The 18,739-nt window shown below is 65.2% G+C and carries 12 protein-coding genes; 9 read left to right on the top strand and 3 right to left on the bottom strand.

Annotation, left to right across the window (positions count from 1 at the left end; translation table 11 throughout):
* Positions 1 to 151: 151 nt before the first annotated feature.
* From QPK27_RS03255 to QPK27_RS03240, 4 genes are all read left to right on the top strand, one after another.
* Positions 152 to 3,454 (top strand): transglycosylase domain-containing protein, encoded by a 3,303-nt coding sequence (locus QPK27_RS03255; RefSeq protein WP_290416771.1) that lies wholly within the window; start codon positions 152 to 154, stop codon positions 3,452 to 3,454.
* On the top strand, positions 3,451 to 4,899 hold the full coding sequence (locus QPK27_RS03250; RefSeq protein ID WP_290416770.1) for a TAXI family TRAP transporter solute-binding subunit: 1,449 nt from the start codon (positions 3,451 to 3,453) through the stop codon (positions 4,897 to 4,899). The genes QPK27_RS03255 and QPK27_RS03250 overlap by 4 nt, the downstream gene beginning before the upstream one ends.
* Before the next feature lie 185 nt (positions 4,900 to 5,084).
* Positions 5,085 to 6,674 carry a GGDEF domain-containing protein gene (locus QPK27_RS03245; RefSeq protein ID WP_290416769.1) on the top strand — a complete coding sequence of 530 codons (1,590 nt, stop codon included), beginning with the start codon at positions 5,085 to 5,087 and terminating at the stop codon, positions 6,672 to 6,674.
* An 80-nt stretch (positions 6,675 to 6,754) separates the two neighbouring features.
* Positions 6,755 to 8,710 (top strand): CocE/NonD family hydrolase, encoded by a 1,956-nt coding sequence (locus tag QPK27_RS03240; RefSeq protein ID WP_290416768.1) that lies wholly within the window; start codon positions 6,755 to 6,757, stop codon positions 8,708 to 8,710.
* 167 nt (positions 8,711 to 8,877) lie between these two features.
* On the opposite strand, the gene QPK27_RS03235 is transcribed toward QPK27_RS03240, so the two are convergent.
* Complete coding sequence (locus QPK27_RS03235; protein ID WP_290416767.1) at positions 8,878 to 9,336, bottom strand: rhodanese-like domain-containing protein; 459 nt, start codon at positions 9,334 to 9,336, stop codon at positions 8,878 to 8,880.
* A gap of 317 nt (positions 9,337 to 9,653) precedes the next feature.
* Here QPK27_RS03235 and glnA point away from each other — a divergent pair, with 317 nt between their 5' ends.
* The 5 genes from glnA (at position 9,654) to corA (ending at position 15,531) form a co-directional block, all read left to right on the top strand.
* Positions 9,654 to 11,069, top strand: a complete 1,416-nt coding sequence (glnA, locus tag QPK27_RS03230; protein ID WP_290416766.1) for a type I glutamate--ammonia ligase — start codon at positions 9,654 to 9,656, stop codon at positions 11,067 to 11,069.
* A 177-nt stretch (positions 11,070 to 11,246) separates the two neighbouring features.
* Positions 11,247 to 11,765 (top strand): DUF4124 domain-containing protein, encoded by a 519-nt coding sequence (locus QPK27_RS03225; RefSeq protein WP_290416765.1) that lies wholly within the window; start codon positions 11,247 to 11,249, stop codon positions 11,763 to 11,765.
* A gap of 26 nt (positions 11,766 to 11,791) precedes the next feature.
* On the top strand, positions 11,792 to 12,895 hold the full coding sequence (gene glnL / locus QPK27_RS03220; RefSeq protein ID WP_290416764.1) for a nitrogen regulation protein NR(II): 1,104 nt from the start codon (positions 11,792 to 11,794) through the stop codon (positions 12,893 to 12,895).
* A gap of 69 nt (positions 12,896 to 12,964) precedes the next feature.
* Positions 12,965 to 14,479 (top strand): nitrogen regulation protein NR(I), encoded by a 1,515-nt coding sequence (ntrC, locus tag QPK27_RS03215; protein WP_290416763.1) that lies wholly within the window; start codon positions 12,965 to 12,967, stop codon positions 14,477 to 14,479.
* 83 nt (positions 14,480 to 14,562) lie between these two features.
* Positions 14,563 to 15,531: a magnesium/cobalt transporter CorA gene (gene corA / locus QPK27_RS03210; RefSeq protein ID WP_290416762.1), complete on the top strand. Its 969-nt coding sequence runs from the start codon at positions 14,563 to 14,565 to the stop codon at positions 15,529 to 15,531.
* Between the two features lie 117 nt (positions 15,532 to 15,648).
* On the opposite strand, the gene QPK27_RS03205 is transcribed toward corA, so the two are convergent.
* Together QPK27_RS03205 and QPK27_RS03200 are read right to left on the bottom strand one after the other, a co-directional pair.
* Positions 15,649 to 16,518 (bottom strand): EamA family transporter, encoded by an 870-nt coding sequence (locus tag QPK27_RS03205; RefSeq protein ID WP_290416761.1) that lies wholly within the window; start codon positions 16,516 to 16,518, stop codon positions 15,649 to 15,651.
* A complete protein-coding gene (locus tag QPK27_RS03200; RefSeq protein ID WP_290416760.1) occupies positions 16,518 to 18,134 on the bottom strand; it encodes an NAD(P)/FAD-dependent oxidoreductase in 1,617 nt (538 codons plus the stop codon). Before QPK27_RS03200 ends, QPK27_RS03205 begins: the two co-directional genes overlap by 1 nt.
* Positions 18,135 to 18,739: the final 605 nt, after the last annotated feature.

The following is an 18,739-nucleotide window of genomic DNA, read 5'->3' as shown; positions in this document are numbered from 1 at the left end:
CCTACGGAGGGCATGATCCGGAGTTCGATTGCCCTGCCGATTGTGCGAACTAAAGAGACCACAATCACTCGAACGGACCAGCAGCAAACACCGATGGCGAGCAGGTTGGCGGGGATTGCAAAGCATTTTGATTCAGACCGGTTAAGCCATCATGGAAAGTATTCGCCGTCTAGCACGGCCTAGTAATGTGTTCGGCAAACGCGCAGCCTCCGCGCGCCGCGAGCCGTCGATCGACGCCGCCAGCGAAACGGCGGCAGGCGCGCCTGCGCTCGCCGCCGGTGCGGCCGCTTCCGCGTCCGCTGCCGCACCGGCCGCCGGCAACGACGTCCCGCTGTACGAAGCCTTCCCGCACCTGGCGCCGGGCGGCGGTGCGCCGGGCGAACCGGGCGGCCCGTCCGACCCGTCCGGGGAACCGCGTCCGCGCAAGCGCCGCTTCAAGCTGTGGCTCGCGCTCGGCCTGCTGTTGCTGCTCCTGCTGCTGGCCGGCTGGGCAATGCTCGAGACGCGCACGTCCAGGCTGCAAGCGAAAATCTTCTCCGACATGGCCAGCGAGCTGACCTATCGCATGGGCAATGGCCCCAGCGATTCGATCCGCTTCCCGGACGCCAGCCCCTACGACACCCGCCTCGGCTACGCCGGCCTGCCGCACTACCTGGAACGCCTCGGCCAGCGCGACTACGCGGTGGCGGCGCAGGCGCGTATCTCGCCCAAGATGGTCAAGATGCACGACCTCGGCCTGTACGCGACCTATCACGAAAAGACCAAGGTCGGCCTCGAGATCCTCGATTGCCGCGCCCAGCCCCTGTTCACTTCGCGCTTCCCGGAGCGCTTCTACCACGACTTCAACGCCGCGCCGCCGCTGCTGGTGCAGAGCCTGCTGTTCATCGAGAACCGCGAACTGCTCGACCCGAGCAACCCGCGCCGCAACCCGGCAGTCGAGTGGGACCGCTTCTCGAAAGCCGTGTTCGACAAGACCCTGTCCAGCGTCGGCCTGGGCGGCGCCGGGCGCGTCGCCGGCGGCAGCACGCTGGCGACCCAGATCGAGAAATACCGCCACTCGCCGGAAGGGCGCACCGGTTCGCTGACCGACAAGATCATCCAGATGTCGTCGGCCACGCTGCGCGCCTACCAGGACGGCGAAGACACGTCCAGGGCGCGGCGCCAGATCGTGCTCGACTACCTGAACACGGTGCCGCTGTCGGCCAAGGGCGGCTATGGCGAAGTCAACGGCATCGGCGACGGCCTGTGGGTCTGGTACGGGCGCGACTTCGACAAGGTCAACGGCATGCTCAAGGGCCCGATGACCAGCCCGGATGCAGTGCTGGCCTACAAGGAAGCGCTGTCGCTGATGATCGCCCAGCGCCGTCCTGCCTATTACCTGGGCGCCGGCGAGCAAGACCTGGAAACGCTGACCAACAGCCACCTGCGCGTGCTGGCCCAGGCCGGCGTGATCTCGCCGCAATTGCGTGACGCCGCGCTGGGCGCGCGCCTGAAGCCGGCGCTGCACAGCGGCGTGGCGGCGCCGCCGGCCGACGCGTTCGTGTCGCGCAAGGCCGCCAACGCGGTGCGCAACCACCTCGGTTACCTGATCGGCGACTCGCGCCTGTACAACGTCGACCGCCTGGATCTGTCGGTGGTCTCGACCCTGGACGGCAACGCCCAGCAGGCGGTGACGGCGGCGCTGCGCGCCCTGACCGATGCCGAGCACGCCAAGCAGGCCGGCCTGACCGGCAAGGGCCTGCTCGGCAACGGCGACCCGGCGCAAGTGGTGTACAGCTTCACGTTGATGGAGCGCGGCGAGCACGTCAATTACCTGCGGGTGCAGACCGACAACTACGACCAGCCACTGGACATCAACGAAGGCGCCAAGCTCGATCTCGGCTCGACCGCCAAGCTGCGCACCCTGGTGACCTACCTCGACATCGTCGACCAGCTGCACAAGCGCTTCGAGCCGATGGACCGGATCGGCCTGATGGGCGTGGAAGTCGACGCCAAGGACCGCATGTCGCAATGGGCGCTCGAGTATTTCAAGGCGCTCCCCGACGGTGCCGATCGCGGCCTCACGCCGATGCTGCACGCGGCGATGGAACGCAAGTATTCGGCCAGCCCGGGCGAGCGCTTCATGACCGGCGGCGGCCTGCACACCTTCGGCAACTTCAGCAAGCTCGACGACAGCCGCATCATGGACGTGCACCAGGCGCTGCGCAATTCGACCAACCTGGTGTTCGTGCGCATGATGCGCGACGTGGTGCGCTACTACATGTTCCAGCTGCCGGGCTCGTCCGCGCAGCTGCTGGCCGACGCCAACGATCCGCGCCGCGCGGCCTACCTGGCGCGCTTCGCCGACAACGAGGGCAAGGACTTCCTGGCCAAGTTCTGGAACAAGTACAAGGGCAAGACCCCGGCCGAAGTGGACCAGTTGCTGTTCTCCGGCGTGCGTCCGCTGGCTTCCAAGCTGGCGGCGGCACACCGTACCGTGGTGCCGAACGCCACGCTGGACCAGTTCGGCGCCTTCATCAACGCCACCCTGCCATCCGCCAACGAAGTCGATCCGGAACGCATCCCGAAGATGTACGAGATGTACGACCCGCGCAATATGTCGCTGGCCGACCGCGGCTACGTGGCCTCGGTGCACCCGCTCGAACTGTGGCTGGTGAGCTACCTGCGCACCCATCCGAAGGCGACCTGGTCCGAAGTCACGGCCGCCAGCGTCAAGGAGCGCCAGGAGGTCTACCAGTGGCTGTTCAAGACCAGCCGCAAGAACGCCCAGGACAAGCGCATCGCGGGCCTCTTGGAGGTGGAAGCCTTCCTCAAGATCCACGCCCAGTGGAAGAAGATGGGCTACCCGTTCGACTCGCTGGTGCCGTCGTTCGCGACCACGCTGGGCGCCTCGGCCGACCGTCCGGCCGCGCTGGCCGAGCTGATGGGCATCATCGTCAACGGCGGCGTGCGCAAACCGGTCGAGCGCATCGACTCGCTGCACTTCGCCAAGGACACGCCGTACGAAACCCTGGTGCGCCGTAACAAGGGCGGCGGCAAGGAGCAGGTGCTGGCGCCGGAAGTCGCGCGCACGGTGGCCGACGCCATCCAGGGCGTGGTCTCGGACGGCACCGCCAAGCGCGTGAAAACCGCCTTCGTGCAGGCCGACGGCCAGGTGATCGCGCTGGGCGGCAAGACCGGCACCGGCGACCAGCGCTTCGACGTGTATGCGCGCGGCGGCCGTCTGATCGAGTCGCGCTACGTGAACCGCTCGGCCGCCTTCGTGTTCAACATCGGCGAGCGCTTCTACGGCAGCATGACCGCCTACGTGCACGGTCCGCAGTCCGAGCACTACGACTTCACCAGCGCGCTGCCGGTGCAATTGCTGGTGACGCTGGCGCCGAGCCTGATGCCGATGATCGAACCGCCGGTCCCGGCGCCAGGCGCGGCGGCGCCGCGCCAGTGCGTGCGTTGAGCAAGAAAGAGCAGGGCGCGTCCAGATACATCGGCCGCGCCCGCAACGCCGTTTCCTCGCGCCTGCAGAACTTCAGCATCGTCTCGCTGCGTGACCTGATCGTCGCCTCCGGCCCCACCATCCTGCTGGTGATCGGTGCGGTATTGCTGGCCTACTGGTGGGTCGACCCGGCCCCGCCGCGCAGCCTGCGCCTGGCGGGCGGCCAGGAAAATTCCGCCTACGAACAGTTCGGCAAGCGCTATGCGGCACTGCTGGCCCGGGACGAGATCCGGGTCACGCTGCAGAGCTCGCTCGGCTCGCGCGAGAACCTGGAACGCCTGCGCCGCGGCGAAGCCGACGTCGCCTTCGTGCAGAGCGGCTCGACCGATCCCGACCAGGCAGGGCAAGACGACATCGAAAGCGCTGGCCTGGTTTCGCTTGGCAGCCTGTTCACCGAGCCGGTGTGGCTGTTCCTGCGCGAAGGGGCGAACGTACGCCAATTGACCGACCTGCGCGGCAAGCGCATCAACCTGGGCCCGGAAGGCACCGGCGTGCCGCGCCTGATCCGGCAGGTGCTGGACGCCAACGGCATTGCCCCGCAAGACCTGAAGACCGGCGACCTGGCCGACACCCCGGCCACGGTCGAACTGCTGGCCGGCCGCATCGACGGCCTGGTGTTCAGCTCGGCGCCGGAAGCGCCGCTGATCCAGATGCTGCTGCAAACGCCCGGCATCCGGCTGTTCGACTTTTCCCAGGCCGAAGCCTATACCCGGCGCCTGCCGTTCCTGACCCACGTGGTGCTGCCGCGCGGGATCGTCGACCTGGGGCGCAACATCCCGGCCCAGGATTACCACCTGATCGCGCCCACCGCCACGCTGGTGGCGCGCGAGGAATTGCATCCGGCGCTGGTGGGCCTGCTGGTGAAGTCGGCCGGCGAGATCCATGGCGGCGCCGGCTGGTTCCAGCAGCAGGGACAATTCCCATCGCCCAAGTACACCGAGATTCCGGTCGCGCCCGAGGCGGCGCGCTACTACCGCGACGGTCCGCCGCTGCTGCAGCGCTACATGCGCTTCTGGCTGGCGAACCTTGCCGAGCGGCTGTGGGTGGTGGTGGTGGCGCTGACCGCGCTGCTGATCCCGCTCTCCAAGATCGTGCCGCCGATCTATGTCTGGCGCGTGCGCTCGCGCGTGTATCGCTGGTATGGCGAATTGCGCGCCATCGAGCAGGCCTATGAAGACAGCGGCGCCGCGCCCGGCGACGCGGTACGCAAGGACCTGGGCCGGCGCCTGGACGGGCTGGAAGACCGGGTCAACCACATTTCGGTGCCGCTCGCCTATGCCGACGAGCTGTACCGCCTGCGCAGCCATATTCACCTGGTGCGCGAGCGCGTACGTGGTGGAGCGCAGGTCGAGGATGTGCCGGTTCACCCGGCGGTCGATCCGCAGGCTTCGGCATCTCCGGGCTGAAGGCGCCGGGCAGGGCGCTTGTCCAGGAACGTTGTATTCATTCCACGCAATCAGCAAAATGCGAAAAGTCGGCAAAGGATGTGATACAGTGTTTGCTTGCTGTGTGGAAATGGATGTTGCGTGAGTTGGTCGACCGATAGTGATCGACGTGGCCCGCGCCGTTCCTCTCATAATCGACCGCGCCCATGCTAGATTTTTCCCAATCCCATATCGATCGTCTGGACCAGATGTGCAAACCGATGGTCAAGCGTACGATCACGTTGATCGGCGGTATCTCGCTGCTGCTGGTGTGCCTGCACATGTGGAGCCTGTTCGCCGCGCGCCAGGCCGAGATCGACGGCACCGGCACCAGCACCGCCAATATGGCGCGGGCGCTGGCCTCGCATGCCGAACGCACGATCGAGCTGGGCGATGCGGTGCTCGATGAAATGGTCGAGCGCGCCGAGAACGGCGAGATGGCCGGCAGCCCGGACGGCACCCCGGCCGTGCACCTGCACGCGCGCCTGACCCATATCGCCACCGTGACGCCGCAGATCCAGGAACTGTTCATCTACGGCGCCGACGGCGAACGGCTGGCTACCTCGCTGCCGCACCTGCTCGAGGGCAGCAATGCCGACCGCGAGTATTTCCGCTACCACCAGACCCATGCCGGGCGCGGCACCTATATCGGCAAGCCGATCCGCAGCCGTTCGACCGGCATTCTTACCATCCCGCTGTCGCGCCGCATCGACCGCCCGGACGGCAGCTTTGGCGGCGTGGCGATGGCCTCGCTCAAGCTGAGTTTCTTTGGCAATTTCTACGACAGTTTCGACGTCGGCCAGACCGGCACCATCGTGCTGGCGATCGACGACGGCACGCTGCTGTACCGCCGCCCGTTCAAGGAATCGATGGTCGGCACCAACGTCAGCAATATCGCCATCTTCGACATGTACCGCACCATGGGCGTGGCCGGCACCGCGATGCGGGTCGCCAGGATCGACGGCGTCGAGCGCCTGTACAGCTATCGCAAGGTCGAAGGTTTCCCGCTGGTGGTGGCGATCGCCATCTCGCGCGAGGAAATCCTGCACGAATGGTGGATCGTGGTGGTCAAGATGAGCGGCGTGGTGCTGGTGGCGCTGGCGCTGCTGGGCTGGGGCGCGCTGCGCATGGTGCGCCAGCTGAAGGTGCGCGAGGCGCTGGAAGACCAGCTGCGCCGCGCGCGCATCAAGCTGGAGCAGCAGAACGAAGAACTGCAGGTGCTGGCCGACAGCGACGGCCTGACCGGCATGGCCAACCGGCGCCACTTCGAGATCACCCTGGGCGCCGAGCGCGAGCGGGCGCGCCGCAACGGCCAGCCGTGTTCGCTGATCCTGATCGACGTCGACCACTTCAAGAAGTTCAACGACCGCTACGGTCACGTGGCCGGCGACGAATGCCTGCGCCGGGTGGCGCGTGCGATCGACGGCGGCACGCGCCGCCCGACCGACCTGGCGGCGCGCTATGGCGGCGAGGAATTCGTGGTGATCCTGCCCGACACCGACCTGGAGGGCGCGCGCCTGGTTGCCGAGAACATCCGCAGCGCGGTCGCCGCCATCGGCACCGAGCATGCCGACAGTCCGTATGGCCACGTCACCGCCAGCCTGGGCGTGTTCACCGCGCGGCCGGCGCAGGACGATTGCAGCGCCTCGACCTGGGTCGAAGCGGCCGATGGCTTGCTGTACGAGGCCAAGACCGCGGGGCGCAACCGCGTGGCCTGGCGCGCGGCCGAACCTTGCATCGCCGAAGTAGCGAGCTGAGCGGCTGGGCATTCCAGCATGGTCATTCCTTGAGGAATCGGATTACACTGGCGGCCCAGTTCTCCGTTTCGAAGGAAGCCATGATCCGCCGTCCGTTTTCCGTTCTCGTCCTGAGCAGCCTGCTCGCCTGCGCAACTGCGCCATTGGCCGTCGCCAGGGACGCTGCCGATGAAGCGCCTGCCGCCAAACGCAGCGTGCGCGAGCACTACACCAAGTACGAATTCCGGATCCCGATGCGCGACGGCGTGCGCCTGTTCACCACGGTCTACGTGCCGAAGGACGGTTCGCGCGCCTATCCCTTCCTGATGGAACGCACCCCGTACAGCGCCGGCACCCATGCCCAGGGCGAGCTGCGTTACGGCGTGGACTGGATGCCCGAGTCGCTCGGCCCGTCGCCCGAGTTCGAGCAGGCCGGCTACATCTTCGTCGAGCAGGACGTGCGCGGACGCTATATGTCCGAGGGCAGGTGGCAGGAAATGACGCCGCACGGCAAGGCCAGGCTGGAAAAAGGCGAGGGCCGCGAGAGCGAGGACATGCACGACACCGTGGCCTGGCTGCTGAAAAACGTCCCCAACAACAACGGCAAGGTCGGCATCCTCGGCATCAGCTATCCCGGCTTCTATACCGCCGCCAGCATCATCGACTCGCACCCGGCGATCAAGGCCGCCTCGCCGCAGGCGCCGATTGCCGACCTGTACATGGGCGACGATTCCTACCACGGCGGCGCCTTCAAGCTGGCCGGCAATTTCGACTTCTACGCCGCCTTTACCGCGGTCGAGAACCCGACCCCGCTGCCCAAGACCTGGGCCGACTTCGACTACGGCGAAGCGGATGGCTACGACTTCTTCCTCAAGCGCCTGACGCTGTCGAACATTGCCGCCGCCATGAGCGCCAAGCAGCGCGAACTGTTCATGCCGAACATCGAGCACGACACCTACGACGGGTTCTGGCAGTCGCGCGCCATCGGCCCGCACATGAAGAACGTCAAGGCGGCGGTGCTGACCGTGGGCGGCTGGTACGACGCCGAGGATTTCCACGGACCGTTCACCATCCACGACGCGATCGCGCGCCACAACCCGAATACCAGCAACTCGCTGGTGATCGGCCCCTGGGTGCACGGCGGCTGGGCGCGCGGCGATGGCGCCCGCCTGGGCCATGTGCGCTTCGACGCGAAAACCAGCGAATACTTCCGGCGCGAGATCCAGTTCCCGTTCTTCGAGCAGCACCTGAAGGGCGTCAAGCCGGCCAGGGCGCTGGCGCCGGTGACCGTGTTCGAGACCGGTTCCAACGTCTGGCGCAGCTACGCCGCCTGGCCGCCGAAGCCGGCCAGGGCGCGCACGCTGTACTTCGGCGCCAACGGCAGCCTGAGCTGGACCCAGCCCGCAGCGAGCAGCGGCGCCGGCTACGACGAATACGTGGCCGACCCGCGCCGCCCGGTGCCGTACATCGGCTATCCGGCCCTTGGTGTGCCGAAGGAATACATGGTGTCCGACCAGCGCTTCGCCGCCACCCGTCCCGACGTGCTGGTGTACCAGAGCGAGGTGCTGGAAGAAGACGTGACGGTGGCGGGCAGCGTGATTCCGAAGCTGTTCGTGTCGACCAGCGGCACCGACGCCGACTGGGTGGTGAAACTGATCGACGTGTATCCGGCCGCCTATCCCAGTGAACAAGCTGAGCGCAGCCGCAAGGACGTCGGCCCGCCGGCCGTGAACCTGGGCGGCTTCCAGCAACTGGTGCGCGGCAATCCGCTGCGCGGCAAGTTCCGCAACAGCTACGAGAAGCCCGAGCCGTTCGTGCCGGGCAAGGTGGAAGCGATCAGCTACGGCCTGGGCGACGTGAATCACACCTTCCGCCGCGGACACCGGATCATGGTGCAGGTGCAGAGTTCGTGGTTCCCGCTGATCGACCTGAATCCGCAGACCTTCATGCGCATTCCGGAAGCCAAGCCGGAAGACTTCCGCAAGGCGACCCAGCGTGTATATCGTGCGCCGGACAACGCGTCCGGGCTGCAGCTGATGGTATTGCCGGCCCGCTGAAGAGGGTTATTGGCAAGCCCGTTTTTTTGTCAGCCTGAAGACCGTCGTTCCCGCGCAGGCGGGAACCCAAGTTCGTTGCGCTGCCTCTCATGCATAAGTAGGCAACGATACATGCAAACTGAGGTTCCCGCCTGCGCGGGAACGACGGTTTTTTGGTTAATGGATGATCAAGCGCCGACCCAGGGCAGGCCCGCCTTGCACCATCCCCCGATCGTCTTGCGATGGCCTTCGCCGTCGCGGTCGCCCTCGAAGCCTTCCAGGATGTCGAACGCGTTCTTGTAGCCGAGCTCAGTCGCCACGCGTGCACTGTGGCGCGAGCGCACCCCGGAGCGGCACAGGAACAGCAGCGGCTGGTCCTTGTCCGCGACCTGCTGCTCGAGCTGGGGCCCGAATCCCGGATTCGGCTGGCCACCCGGATAGGTGGCCCATTCCACCGCCACATGTTGCTGCTCGGGCAACGCCACCCGTCCCACCCAGTCACGTTCGGCATTGGTACGCACATCGACCAATTTCACGTTCGGATCGGCCTGCAGCAATGCAAACGCTTCCTGCGGCGTGACCGCCCCGGCATAGGGCAGGCCGGCACCACGTTCGCGCGCCACGTCTAAAATAGTTTCTTTGGTCATGAGTTCTGTTCCGTTTTCGAGCACTGGCTGGCGGTGCACCATCGTGGATCAGTGTATCCTGCGCTGCGATGGTGCGCTGATGGTGATTTGCACCAAGGTGGTGCGATCAAGCGGGCTGAGCAAAAATCTCGCCCAACACCCCGGTTGGCGCGATTTTATGGGTAAACTGGTTTTTTCCCCAAGAATGATTTGTGCATGAGCTCATGCGCAACGGTGGGCACGGCGTTGCCGCAGGCTTGGCACGCTTCATGCTTCAATAGGATATAAGTTGTCGGACCGCATGATCCGACATCCCTTTTTCAATTAGGAGATTCCGAATGGCAAAGTCGGCCGCAGATGTAATGCAAATGGTTAAGGACAACGAAGTCAAGTTCGTTGATTTACGCTTCGCCGATACCCGCGGCAAGGAACAGCACGTGACGGTGCCGGTGTCGCACTTCGACCTGGACAAATTCGAATCCGGTCACGCCTTCGACGGTTCGTCGATCGCCGGCTGGAAAGGCATCGAAGCCTCGGACATGCTCCTGATCCCGGATCCGAACACCGCCAATCTCGACCCGTTCATGGAAGAGACCACCATCTTCATGCAGTGCGACGTGATCGAACCGTCGGACGGCAAGGGCTATGACCGCGACCCGCGCTCGATCGCGAAACGCGCCGAAGCCTACCTGAAGTCGTCGGGCATCGGCGACACCGCCTACTTCGGCCCGGAACCAGAATTCTTCATCTTCGACTCGATCCGCTGGAAGATCGACATGTCGGGCTGCTTCGTCAAGATCGATTCGGACGAGTCGTCGTGGGCCACCGACAAGGAAATCGAAGGCGGCAACAGCGGCCACCGTCCGACCGTCAAGGGCGGCTACTTCCCGGTCCCGCCGGTCGACAGCTTCCAGGACATGCGTTCGGAAATGTCGCTGATCCTGGAATCGATGGGCATCCCGGTCGAAGTGCACCACCACGAAGTGGCCGGCGCCGGCCAGAACGAAATCGGCACCAAGTTCTCGACCCTGGTCGAGCGCGCCGACTGGACCCAGAACATGAAGTACGTGATCTGGAACGTGGCCCACAGCTACGGCAAGACCGCGACCTTCATGCCGAAGCCGATCAACGGCGACAACGGCTCGGGCATGCACGTGCACCAGTCGATCTGGAAAGACGGCAAGAACCTGTTCGCCGGCGACGGCTATGCCGGCCTGTCGGAAACCGCGCTGTTCTACATCGGCGGCATCATCAAGCACGCCCGCGCGCTGAACGCGATCACCAACCCGGGCACCAACTCGTACAAGCGCCTGGTGCCGGGCTACGAAGCCCCGGTCAAGCTGGCCTACTCGGCCCGCAACCGTTCGGCCTCGATCCGCATCCCGCACGTGGCGAACCCGAAAGGCCGCCGCATCGAGACCCGCTTCCCGGATCCGCTGGCCAACGTGTACCTGTGCTTCGCCGCGCTGATGATGGCCGGCCTGGACGGCATCCAGAACAAGATCCACCCGGGCGAAGCCGCCACCAAGGACCTGTACCACCTGCCGCCGGAAGAAGACAAGCTGATCCCGACGGTGTGCGCCTCGCTGGAAGAAGCGCTGGAAGCCCTGGACAAGGACCGCGAGTTCCTGACCCGCGGCGGCGTGTTCAGCGACAGCATGATCGATGCCTACATCGAGCTGAAGATGAACGAAGTGCAGCGTCTGCGCATGACCCCGCACCCGGCTGAATTCGACATGTACTATTCGTCGTAAGATTCGGTCGTAATCCATTGCCAACGCGGGCGTTGTTTAAGAACGTCGTTCGCGTTGCGGCAAGGTGATCAAAGCGGGGAAAGCCATGGCTTTCCCCGCTTTTTTTGTTGCTTCGGGTATAGTCGGGCGCGACTACAATGCCTGCACGCTGCGTGTGCAGCTTCTCGAGTGATCCGAATGACAAACACCGTATTCCGCCGTGTCTTGCTGCCAGCGCTGGCCGCGCTGGCGCTGCCATTATCGAATCTCGCCCAGGCCCAGATCTACCGCTGCGTCGACGCCAACGGCCGCCCGCTGTACACCGACGTCAAGGTCGGCAAGTGCCAGCTGATCGATACCGGCCCGTCGATGCCGGCATCGTCGCCGCCGATACCGGCGCCGCGTCCGCCGAGCAGCTCCAGTAGTTCAAGCGCGCCGGCGCCGAGCACCTCGCCGGCCAATTTCCCGCGCGTGGAAACCTCGCAGCAGCGCGCGCGCGACGACGAACGGCGCGAGATCCTGGGCGACGAACTGCGCATCGAAGAAAAGAAGCTGGCCGACCTGAAACGCACCTTCAACAACGGCGAGCCGGAGCGCCAGGGCAACGAGCGCAACTACGCCAAGTACCAGGAGCGTGTGGCTTCGATGCGCGACGAGATCGGCCGCACCGAGCGCAATATCGAAGCCCTGCGGCGCGAGATCGGCAATATCCGGTAAGCCTCTCTTACACAAATACCACCACCATGAACGTCCCGCCCAACGTCACCGTCTCCGCCCACGAAGCGAACGACCCGGCCCGCTTCACCGGCCTCGACCTGCTGGCCTCGGCCGTGCTGCTGCTCGACGCCGACGGCCACGTGCACTATGCCAATCCGGCGGCCGAGAACATGATGGAGCTGTCGCTGAAATCCCTGCAGCGCCACTGCCTGTACGAGCTGTTCACCAACGGCGCCGAGCTCAGTCAGCTGGCCACCCAGGCGCTGGCGCACCAGTACGCCGACCTGCGCCAGGACCTGACCCTGCTGCGCCTCGGACGTGAGCCGCTGCACGTGAACGGCATCGTCAGCGCGCTGGGCGACGCTACCTTGCTGATCGAGCTGCGCGAGAACGTGCAGCAGTTGAAGCTCGACCGCGAGGAGCGCATCCTCGACCAGAGCCAGGCCAACAAGGAACTGATCCGCAACCTGGCGCACGAGATCAAGAACCCGCTGGGCGGCATCCGCGGCGCCGCGCAGCTGCTCGAACTCGAGCTGCCGCCGCACCATCTGGCCGATCTGCAGGAATACACGCAGGTGATCATCAAGGAAGCCGACCGCCTGCAGACCCTGGTCGACCGCCTGCTGGCGCCGCACAGGAAGCCGCACATCGTCGGCGACGTCAATATCCACGAAGTGTGCGAGCGGGTGCGCAGCCTGATCCTGGCCGAATTCCCGCAAGGCCTGACCATCCGGCGCGACTACGACGCCTCGATTCCCGAATTCCGCGGCGACTTCGAGCAGCTGATCCAGGTGGTGCTGAACATCGCCCATAACGCCGCGCAAGCGCTGGCGGGACGCATCGCGCAGGGCGACGCCGAGATCACCTTGCGCACCCGGGTGGCGCGCCAGGTCACCCTGGCGAAGGTCCGTTACGGGCTGGCACTAGACTTGCATATCATTGACAATGGACCGGGCATCGCACCCGACATCCGCGACCGCATCTTCTATCCGCTCGTCTCCGGGCGCGAAGGCGGCAGCGGCCTGGGGCTCACGCTGGCGCAAACCTTCGTGCAGCAGCACCTGGGCGTGATCGAGTGCGAAAGCCGGCCTGGACTGACGGATTTCCGGATCCTGCTGCCCCTGCCATAAGCAAATCAGGCAGGGCGGGGCGAGGGCGTCAGTCCATTATTGAATCCAAGTTGCGGGAAGCACGAATACATGAAACCAATCTGGATTGTCGACGACGATGCATCGATCCGCTGGGTCCTCGAAAAAGCCCTGGCCCGCGAAAGCCTGGAGACCCGCAGCTTCGCCAACGCGCGCGACGCACTCACCGCGTTCGAGACCGAGACCCCGCAAGTGCTGGTGTCGGACATCCGCATGCCGGGCGAATCCGGCATCGACCTGCTGCAGGCGGTCAAGGCGCGCCATCCCGGCCTGCCGGTGATCATCATCACCGCTTTTTCCGACCTCGACTCCGCCGTGTCCTCGTTCCAGGGCGGCGCCTTCGACTACCTGGCCAAGCCGTTCGACATCGACAAGGCGGTGTCCCTGATCCGGCGCGCGCTGGAAGAAAGCCTGCGCGAAGCCAGCGTCGAAGCCGCGCCGGCCGAGACGCCCGAGATCCTGGGCCATGCGCCGGCGATGCAGGAAGTGTTCCGCGCCATCGGCCGCCTGTCGCAGTCGAACGTGACGGTCCTGATCACCGGGGAGAGCGGCACCGGCAAGGAGCTGGTGGCGCGCGCCCTGCATAAACACAGCCCGCGCGCGCAGCAGCCGTTCATCGCGCTGAACACGGCGGCGATCCCGAAAGACCTGCTGGAATCGGAACTGTTCGGCCACGAGCGCGGCGCGTTTACGGGCGCGCAGGCGATGCGGCGCGGCCGCTTCGAGCAGGCCGAAGACGGCACGCTGTTCCTCGACGAAATCGGCGACATGCCGTTCGACCTGCAAACCCGCCTGCTGCGCGTGCTGTCCGACGGCCACTTCTACCGCGTCGGCGGCCACCAGCCGGTGAAGGCCAATGTGCGCGTGATCGCGGCAACGCACCAGAACCTCGAGCAGCGCGTGCGCGACGGCCTGTTCCGCGAAGATTTGTATCACCGCCTGAACGTGATCCGCCTGCGCCTGCCGTCGCTGCGCGAGCGCAGCGAAGACATCCCGATCCTGACGCGCCACTTCCTGGTGCAGAGCGCACACCAATTGGGCGTCGAACCGAAGCGCATGAGCGAGCAGGCGATGCGCTTCCTGTCCGGCCTCGAATTGCCGGGCAACGTGCGCCAGCTGGAAAACCTGTGCAACTGGATCACCGTGATGGCGCCCGGCCAGACGGTCGAGATCAAGGACCTGCCGCGCGACCTGACCCAGGGCTCGGCGCCCGGTTCGCTCAATCCGGTCCCGCTGGCCGACGGCATGGTCGGTGCGCTGCCGGTGGCGTCCGGCGGCGGCGTGGTGATGCAGGCCGCGGCCGGCTTTGCCACGCCGGCCGCGCCGGCGCTGTCGCCGGAAGGCTGGATCGGCCTGCTGGAGCTGCAGGCGGCCGGCATGCTCAGCGCGGGGCAGATGGACGTGATGGACATCCTCGGCCGCCAGTTCGAATCGGCGCTGATCCGCACGGCCCTGAAGCACACGCACGGCCGCAAGAACGACGCCGCGATGCGGCTCGGGATCGGGCGCAATACCATCACGCGCAAGATCGTGGAGCTGGGGATCGACGGCGCGCGCGACGAGTAGCCTGGTACTGCCGAGATGGGGAACGCGGCGCGTTTGGTGTAAGCTCTTGCATCGGCGCGCCGCGCCTGTCTCAAGCCAATGCAATGCTGATCAACTGCGTCGCCTACCAGGAAGGCAAGAAGCTGTCCGATATCCCGGTCGAGGATATCAGCGAATACCTGAAACAACCCGATACCTTCGTCTGGGTCGCCCAGCGCGATCCGGCGCCGGCCGACATCATGCTGATGCAGGAAGAATTCGGCCTGCACGAGCTGGCGGTGGAAGACGCGCTGCGCGGCCACCAGCGTCCCAAGCTGGAAGAGTATGGCGACTCGCTGTTCGTCGTGGTCCAGATCGTGGAGCTGGCGGGCGATGAACTGAACGTCGGCCAGCTGGCCGTGTTCGCCGGCGAGAACTACGTGCTGTCGGTGCGGCGCGACGCCAACCAGGGCTTCCTCGGCGTGCGTGCGCGCGCCGAACGCGAGCCGCATCAATTGAAAAAGGGCGCCGGCTTCGTGCTGTATGCGCTGGTCGACGCAGTGGTCGACCGCTACTTCCCGGTGGTCGACATGCTCGAATCCGAACTCGAGTCGATCGAGGACCACATCTTCGGCATGCAGGGCAAGCAGCGCGCCAACGTCGAGCGCCTGTATGAACTCAAGCGCAAGGCGCAGACGCTGCGCCACGCGGTGGTGCCGCTGATGGATGCGGTGGGACGCCTGTATGGCGGGCGCGTGCCGAACGTGGTGCGCGAGACCGAAGACTACTTCCGCGACGTGCACGACCACCTGTACCGCATCGCCGGCCGCCTCGATGCGGTGCGCGACACCATCAACACCGCGATCCAGGTGACGCTGTCGATGGTGGCGATCGAAGAGAATGAGGTCAGCAAGAAGCTGGCGTCGTACGCGGCGATCTTCGCCGTGTTCACCGCATTCGCCGGCGTGTGGGGGATGAACTTCGAGTTCATGCCCGAGCTGAAATGGAAGTACGGCTATCCGATGGCGATGCTGGTGATGGTGGGCGTGTGCGCTTACCTGTACCGGCGCTTCAAGCGGGCAGGGTGGCTGTAGGGTTGGCCTAGGCGGCCCCGCGCTACGCCGCCGACGCGGTGATCGGTATCGGCTCCGATTTCGAGCCGGATGATCTCACCGCCAACCATCACCGCGTCGGCGGCGTAGCCGCCAACCCTACGCGCGGCGGTCGGCCGTTGCCGCAGCGCCGCCGGATGCCATGATCACCAGCGCGATCGCCAGCCACTGCACCGTGCTCAAGCGTTCATTCAGCATGAAGAACCCGGCCAGCGCCGCGATCGCGGGCCCGGCGCTGACCAAAATCCCGAATACCCGCTGCGGCAGGCGCGCCAGCGCCATCATCTCGAGCGTGTAGGGCAGGGCGCTCGACAGCAGCGCCACCGCCAGCCCGCCCATCAGCATCGACGGCGTGAACAGCGCCGCACCCGCGTGCGCGACGCCGAACGGCACCGCGAACAGGCTCGCCGCCAGCATTCCCCACGCCACCGCCTGGCCGCCTTTCAGGGTCGAGACACGCTTGCCGAACACGATGTACATCGCCCAGCAGAAGGCAGCGGCCAGGGCGTACAGCACCCCGACCGGATCGAGAACAGCCGCGCCTTCGCGCAAGGGGAGCAGCAGCCACAGGCCGAGTCCTGCGCACGCCACCCACACGAAGTCGCGCAGGTGGCGCGAGGCCAGGATCACCACCGCCAGCGGCCCGGTGACCTCGATCGCCACCGCGATCCCGAGCGGGATGCGTTCGAACGCACGGTAGATACACAGGTTCATCATGCCCAGCATCAGGCCATACACCAGCAGGTTGCGTGCGTCGAGACGCGTGACGCGGGTGCGCCAGGGCCGTACTACGGCCAGCAGCAACAGGGCGGCCAGGCCGACGCGCAGCGCGGTCAGGCCTTCGCTGCCGACGACCGGGAACAGTCCCTTGGCCCAGGCGGCGCCGGCATTCACCGACACCATCGAAGCCAGGATCGCCAGGCCCGGACCGAGTGCCGTTGCAGCGTCGCCCTGGCGCCCGGCGGGCATCACTTGGCGGCCATCGCGGTGGCCACGGCTTCGGCGACGCGGATGCCGTCCACTGCCGCCGACATGATGCCGCCCGCGTAGCCGGCGCCCTCGCCGGCCGGGAACAGGCCGCGCGTGTTCAGGCTTTGCAGGTCTTGTTCGCCCCGCTTGATGCGGATCGGCGACGAGGTGCGGGTCTCGACGCCGGTCAGCACCGCGTCTTCCTTGTAGTAGCCCTTGATCTGCTTGTCGAAAGCGACGAAGGCTTCGCGCAGCGCCACGATCGCGTAGTCGGGCAGCGACGGCGCCAGGTCGGTCAGGTGCACGGCCGGGCGGAACGACGGCGTCACCGAACCGAATTCTTTCGACGCCCTGCCTGCCACGAAGTCGCCCATCAGCTGGCCCGGCGCGTCGTAGGTCGAGCCGCCCAGGACAAACGCGCGCGACTCCAGCTCGCGCTGGAAGGCGATGCCGGCCAGCGGGTGGCCCGGATAGTCTTCCGGCGTGATGCCGACCACGATCGCGCTGTTGGCGTTGCGCTCGGCGCGCGAGTACTGGCTCATGCCGTTGGTGACCACGCGGCCTTCTTCGCTCGACGCCGCGACCACGGTGCCGCCCGGGCACATGCAGAAGCTGTACACCGAACGGCCATTCGAGGCGTGGTGCACGATCTTGTAGTCGGCCGCGCCCAGCAGCTTGTTGCCGGCGTTGGGGCCGAAGCGGCAGACGTCGATCAGCGACTGCGGATGCTCGACCCGGAAGCCGATCGAGAACGGCTTGGCTTCGACGTACACGCCGCGGTCGTACAGCATCTGGAAGGTGTCGCGCGCGCTGTGGCCGACCGCCATCGCCAGGTGGCGGGTGGGAATCTCCTCGCCGCTGGCCAGGCGCACGCCGACCACCTGGCGCACGCCGTTTTCTTCGCTGATCAAGACGTCGTCGACGCGCGTCTCGAAACGGATCTCGCCGCCCAGTTGCTGGATCTCGGCGCGCATCTGTTCCACCATTTTCACCAGGCGGAAGGTGCCGATGTGCGGCTTGCTGACGTACATGATCTCTTCCGGCGCACCGGCCTTCACGAATTCGGTCAGCACCTTGCGGCCGTAATGCTTGGTGTCCTTGATCTGGCTGTACAGCTTGCCGTCCGAGAAGGTGCCGGCGCCGCCTTCGCCGAACTGCACGTTCGACTCGGTATTCAGTTTGCGCTTGCGCCAGAAGCCGAAGGTGTCGACGGTACGCTCGCGCACGATCTTGCCGCGTTCGAGCACCAAGGGGTTCAGGCCCATCTGGGCCAGGATCAGGGCGATGAACAGGCCGCAGGGGCCGGTGCCGACCACGATCGGACGCGGCGTGCCGGGCGCCGGCCTGGCGGCGTCGACGAATTTGTAGCCGGTGTCGGGCGAGGGCATCACGTGCTGGTCTTTCAGGCGTGCCAGCACGGCCGCTTCGCCGCGCACTTCGGCGTCGATCGAGTAGATCAGCACGATGCTGGATTTCTTGCGCGCGTCGTAGCTGCGCTTGAAGACGGTGAAGTCGATCAGGTCGGCTTCCGCCACGCCCAGGCGCGCCAGGATGGCTTCGCGCAGGGCGGGTTCCGGATGGTTCAGGGGGAGTTTGAGTTCGTTAATTCGGAGCATGGAGGTGGTCGCTGGTGAGGCGACAAAAGTGACGGGCAAACCGCTATTTTACTTCAGCCGGCCTTTCATTCCATGACCCTGACGGCAGAGTTTCAAGAGAAAGCGTTGCTTTTCGGATGCAGAAAGCTGGCGGCTTCCAATTATCCATTATAAGTAAAAATTATATTGTCGCCAAAATATTACCTGATCATCTATCCGTCAGCTATTCAGCATGAGATGGTTTGAATGCACATCGTATGAGTCGAAACAATGTAACGAACCTTTCATCAGAAAAGCTTCACTCTGATAGAAAATTTCATAAATAGCCAAAACGGTGCGATAGATTGCCAAAAAAGTGCAGTCGAGCACCGTATCGACCAACGAAAATTTAGTGTATTTATCTGTGTTGCATGATCTGTTGTTTATGGACACATTTATATTTCAGTGCGTTGACATTGCAAGTTTCCTCATGGTTTTATGTCCATACGTCTTTTGCGAATTATCAATTTTGTGAATATTGATTCGTTGAAGTCGAGAGAGAAGCAGGAAATAAGCTGGCAGCAGTGATTCGCAAACAAAAACCACGATCGGCCGTTTCACAAGAATCGCCGACACAAGACAGGAAA

Origin of the sequence: Massilia sp. YIM B02443 (assembly GCF_030411955.1) — a bacterium.
Taxonomy (GTDB): domain Bacteria; phylum Pseudomonadota; class Gammaproteobacteria; order Burkholderiales; family Burkholderiaceae_D; genus Telluria.
Note: the sequence above shows the minus strand (reverse complement) of the source record. Positions and strands in the feature narration are given on the sequence as shown.